Source organism: Hyella patelloides LEGE 07179, assembly GCF_900659865.1.
GTDB classification, from domain to species: Bacteria; Cyanobacteriota; Cyanobacteriia; order Cyanobacteriales; family Xenococcaceae; genus Hyella; species Hyella patelloides.
Map to the genome: position 1 here is coordinate 1 of NZ_LR213963.1, position 5,101 is coordinate 5,101.

A 5,101-nucleotide genomic window follows, 5' to 3' on the forward strand; every position below is an offset into this window, starting at 1 on the left:
TTTTGAAGATTGGCGATTGCTATAAACGGCTATATTCAAGCAAATTCATTTAATTATTTCCTTGAGAAAATTATCTGCGGAATGTCAGACACAAGATGGGTAATAGCTATTGTTCAGCAATCAACTAAAAACCAACCATATTATCCCGCTTGACGGGACTAACTAAAAGCCACCAACTAACGAAGCAATGCTGTTTTTTCTCTGGTCAAAACAAAAACATTACCTTCATTTCCTCTACCGATACGCATATCTTCATCCAAATAGGTAATATCTAACCAGCCTTGTCGATCGCGGTTTTCAATCCTAAAATCGATCGGAAGAAATTTCTTACCACTCTCTATCTGCTTAATGAAGCTGTCGGGAGACTTGTAGTTAAAAAAGCGTTGTAAACCAATAATGGAGCGTTCAAACATCACGTTAATTCTCTTTTCAGAAATTGGTTCAAATTTAGCTCCAACACTAACAATCCCTTCTAAAAAAGGCAGTCCGACAACTTCTGCAATATTGTATACTCGTGCTTCTGCGGTGCGAATGCATTGATAAATTTGTCCTAGCTTAAAAAGGGGAAAGCGGTCTAATCCTAAAATTCCTTTACTGGTAGTGTAGAGTAACCGCCAATCCCCTTCTAGTAGATCGTTAGCTGCTATAGGTCTAGGTGTAGGGTTATTATCTTCTAACTGTTGGATCGCAGAGAGAACTCGAACATTATCAATTTCGCTAGCTAGTAAACCACGATTTTTTCCAGCGATCGCTTCTAATAGTTCTGCTTTTTTACTCATCTGAACTTAATCCTCAAGTTAGCACACCTCACCTAATTGTATATATAGACTGTTACCCTGTGTAGAAAAATCTATCTTGTTATAGAATTATCTGATTTTTCGGCTAGATAATTAGACAGCCAAGATACAGATGTAGCAGTGGATGGAGGAGGTGGAGGAAGCATTGCTTGTTCTTCGTCTTCTTCTTCTACAGGTTGACCCACTAATCTCGATACTTCAATGCCATCCTGTTCTAAAATTACCGTAGGAACAGGAAAATTAGACTCAATGCGTTTAATTAATACCCGACCATTAGCAATATACTGTCCAATGTCTACATAACGACTGGTAGCTTCTCCTGGTGCTTGGACGATTAATTTAATGCGATCTCCAAGTTCGACTAAACCTGTAATTAAAACTTTTTCGGCTAATTCTGTAGGAGAGACTGTGTCTTCTGGTGCTTCTAAAGTCTCAATAGTAGGGGTGCTAGTAATGTTTTCTGGTCTATTATTAGAAGAACGTCCTTGATTTTGCGAAGCTCTACTGTTGTCTTCTGCAGTCACTTCTTCTTCAATCTCTATATTTGGTTTTACCGCTACAGTTGAAAAAGGGTCTTGTCTACCTCTAACACTACCTCTAACACGAATTTCAGGTTTAGTGGAGGCAATTAAACCGACAACATCTTGTTCTCTTTTAACGCCTTCTGCTTCTTCAACAGCTTTAGCTAATGGATCTTTTTCTTCTGCTTCTTTTGCCTCTTCTTGACCTTCTGCTTTTGCCTTGATTTTAATAGTAGGTTTTGAAGTTTCTTCTAATTCTTTTCTTTTCTCGCTAAAACTCTCAAAATAAGAACAACTACTGGCACTTAACCCTAATATACTAATTAGTATTAAAAATTTTTTTTCATATCTATTATCCAACAGAAGCACTAATGACTTCTTTATAAGAAATTTATCGGTAACAATTTCGATTCCAAGATAACAGTTAGTTCGCTAATCGGGTAGAGATAGTTAGGAGTTTTTCTTCTATTTAAGAGCAATTCAAGTAATTTTACGGAGACAGAATCACCTTATCAGTTATCAGTTATCAGTTAGCAATTGAGCTAATTTTTGTTGCAAGGCTTGCTGACTAAATTTAGCTAAAGTTTTTTCTCTTAACCACTGACCATCACAACGACGATCGCTTTTTTGTAAAATTTCTAGACAGGCTTTAGCTACAGCATCGGGATCGCGGTGCGGAACTTGCCAACCCAATAATCCATCTTGCAAAGGATCGGTAGAGCCATCAGCATCCCCTGAAAGTACTGGTTTACCACAAGCCATTGCTTCGAGATAGACAATACCAAATCCTTCTTGAGAAGGCATAACATAAGCGTCTGCAACACGGTAATGATCTGCTAACTCGGCTGTAGGAACAAAACCAGCAAACACTACGCGATCGCTGATTGCCAATTCGGTTGCTAAAGTTTCTAGTCTAGGGCGATCGTCCCCTCGACCAATAACGAGATATTTCACTTCAGGAAACACTTTTAAAATTTCTGGTAAAGCTCGAATTGTCACATCTACCCCTTTATAAATATCTCCCGACCACAATCTAGCTACAGTCATTAGTACCTTAGCATTAGTCAAATCATATCTTGCTAGTAATGCTGCGGGTTTTTCTCCTGGGGTGAACTGTTGACTATCAACAATACAAGGTAAAATAGCAATTCTTTCACTATCGATCTTATTCGCCTGTGTCACGCGATCGCGACTATAACGACTAATTGTCCAAATACTGTTTGCTTGTTGTAATGCTGTTTGCTCTTTTGAAGGTAAAGTCTGCCATACTTCTTTGCCATAGGTAAGAACAGTGTAGGGAATACCTAAAGGCTGGCACAATAACTTAATTAAAGGTGCTAGTTTAATATGTCCACAATAGACATGACGAGGACGACGCAGTAATAAACAATTGCATAAAGCGATCGCTAAATTGAGTCTTCCTTTCCAAGCAGGTAGCGTTTTTAGATAGTGAAATTTTAATTTTGCTGTCTCATAAGGATTTTCACAACCAAACTCATCCCGTAATAAAAAAACTTCTGCTGTTTCTTCTGAAGGATTTTCTAGATTTAAATAAGCCTGAAAGACATCTTTAACATAGGATTGAATCCCTCCCTCACGGGCAAAAATTTCTAAAAAGATAAATACGCGATCGCTCATAGTTTAGCTATCAGTTATAACAAATAGATTGTCAGAGTTGACTTAATTGTTTGATGTTACTATCTTCTCGATCGATAAAAAATGAGAACCCAGTATTTTAGCTCTAAGTTCTCAAAATTTATCTTGTTGTTTTAAATAAACAAATAATAACAACCAATGAATATTTATTAATTATTAACAATCAACCATCAACCATCCATCCACCATGAACCATTAAAAACGGTGCGTATTCCTTAGCTGATTTGCAATCCGCAGGGTCGCACCGCAATCAATCATCAACCATTAACTGTATACTTTTCCGCCACCCCACATGGTTCCACGAATTCCAGGCTGAATTAAAATATAGCCAGAAACCGCTTCTAAATCATCATCATTTAGATTACGCATCATAGGATAAAGATCGGAGCGAGTCGTGTTGGGGTGAAATTCATAGATATTTATTTCACCATCATAGGTAGCGGGATTTTTCAGGTATTCAACAATCCCTGCAATATTATCTTTAGCGGGTTCAGCATTAGCTAATGATTGTGAAGATAAATTGACGTTAGGATTGGTTTTTGTCGTACCACTTTTATGGCAATAGGTACAGTTATCAACAAAAAGACGTTCGCCTTTTTTAACCTGTTGGAGAGTTAATACAATTTCATCTCCAGCATCGTTGTACTTTACTGTACGAGCTTCTTCTGTTAGTTCCAATGCACCAGCACTGCTAATGTTCAATTGAAAAACAAACAATAAAGTTGCTACAGCAGTTAATAATAATCGCTTCAACATTATTCTCCTCTAAAATTTTGGCTCATTATAATGAGCAAACTGAATAGGGTAGGTAATTAAACTTTTTTTTTGTCTACTTAGCCCTAAAAACTATCATTGAATGGTTATCTGGCGCAATCTGGAGGCGTAAGACTAATTACTGATTTTGCTTTTGATAATCCCAAGAATTCAAGATAATTATTAGCTTCGCTGAAATTTAACTTACTACTTAATAGCTATTCCTCTCAAAGTAACCGTTGCAGATTGTTACATTTGTTAATATTTTTTCTAATTTTGAATCAGGAAAAAAGAATCAGAAAGGTAATTGATAATAGCTAATAAATGGTCACTGGTCACTAGTCACTGATTCAGGACAACCCTGACTGAGTAAATTGTGAAGATTAACTACTTTTCCGATAATAGTGATCGCTGGTGCTTCAAAACCTGTCTGAGCGATCTTTTTGGTAATGGTTTTTAATGTTCCTAATAATTCTGCTTGTTTTGGGGTTGTTCCCCAACGAATTAAAGCAATAGGGGTATCTTGAGCTAATCCCGCAGCGATTAGTTGAGGAATAATTTGATGTAGGTTGTATACTCCCATATAAATGACAATGGTTTCTGAACCTTTAGCGATCGCCTGCCAATTTACTTGAGGACGATACTTGCCGATAGATTCATGTCCTGTAACAAAAGTCACAGAAGAACTATAGTTGCGGTGAGTTACAGGAATTCCTGCATAAGCGGGTGCTGCAATACCAGAAGTGATTCCTGGAACAACTTCTACCGATACTCCTGCTGCAATTAGATCGCTCATTTCTTCTCCTCCACGACCAAACACGAAGGGATCGCCACCTTTTAAACGCACCACAATGGCATAATTTTGCGCTTTTTCGATGAGTAACTGGGTAGTTTCTGTCTGTAGCATGGAATGTCTCCCACGGCGTTTCCCTGCGTTAATTAGCTCTGCTTGCGGATTAACTGTATTTAGAATCTCAGGACTAACTAAAGCATCATAAATCACGACATCTGCGTGTTCTAGCAAAGTTTTACCTTTAACGGTCATTAGTCCAGGGTCGCCAGGTCCAGCACCCACAAGATAAACTTTTCCTAGGATTTGAGTCGTTTGATTCATAATGCAATTAGGAGTTAGGATTCAGGATTCAGGGATCAAAAGTCACTGGTAGGGGTAAGACAATACCTTGACTTTACATAAGTCGTGATGTCAGAAGTTACTGAATTAGCGATAAATGCTTACCACTTTGCAAAATACTTGTAGAAAAATCACTTGTGAAGGTTGGGTAGTTTTCAAGCCTTAACTATTGCTAATTTCTATAGTTTCAGTAGCTTAAACGCCAAAAAATAATTCAAAGTTGGGCTTTATTTGCTTTTAAT

At 37.6% G+C, this 5,101-nt stretch carries 5 protein-coding genes; all 5 read right to left on the bottom strand.

Going from position 1 to position 5,101, the window contains the following annotated elements:
* Positions 1-176: 176 nt before the first annotated feature.
* A complete protein-coding gene (locus H1P_RS23680) occupies positions 177-779 on the bottom strand; it encodes a PAP/fibrillin family protein (protein ID WP_144871986.1) in 603 nt (200 codons plus the stop codon).
* A gap of 71 nt (positions 780-850) precedes the next feature.
* A complete protein-coding gene (locus H1P_RS23685; protein WP_144871988.1) occupies positions 851-1,678 on the bottom strand; it encodes a hypothetical protein in 828 nt (275 codons plus the stop codon).
* A 159-nt stretch (positions 1,679-1,837) separates the two neighbouring features.
* A complete protein-coding gene (locus H1P_RS23690) occupies positions 1,838-2,956 on the bottom strand; it encodes a glycosyltransferase family 4 protein (protein ID WP_144871990.1) in 1,119 nt (372 codons plus the stop codon).
* A 282-nt stretch (positions 2,957-3,238) separates the two neighbouring features.
* Positions 3,239-3,730, bottom strand: coding sequence for a photosystem II cytochrome c-550 (gene psbV, locus H1P_RS23695; protein ID WP_144871992.1), 492 nt, complete (start codon positions 3,728-3,730; stop codon positions 3,239-3,241).
* 325 nt (positions 3,731-4,055) lie between these two features.
* Complete coding sequence (gene cobA, locus H1P_RS23700; RefSeq protein WP_144871995.1) at positions 4,056-4,841, bottom strand: uroporphyrinogen-III C-methyltransferase; 786 nt, start codon at positions 4,839-4,841, stop codon at positions 4,056-4,058.
* Positions 4,842-5,101: the final 260 nt, after the last annotated feature.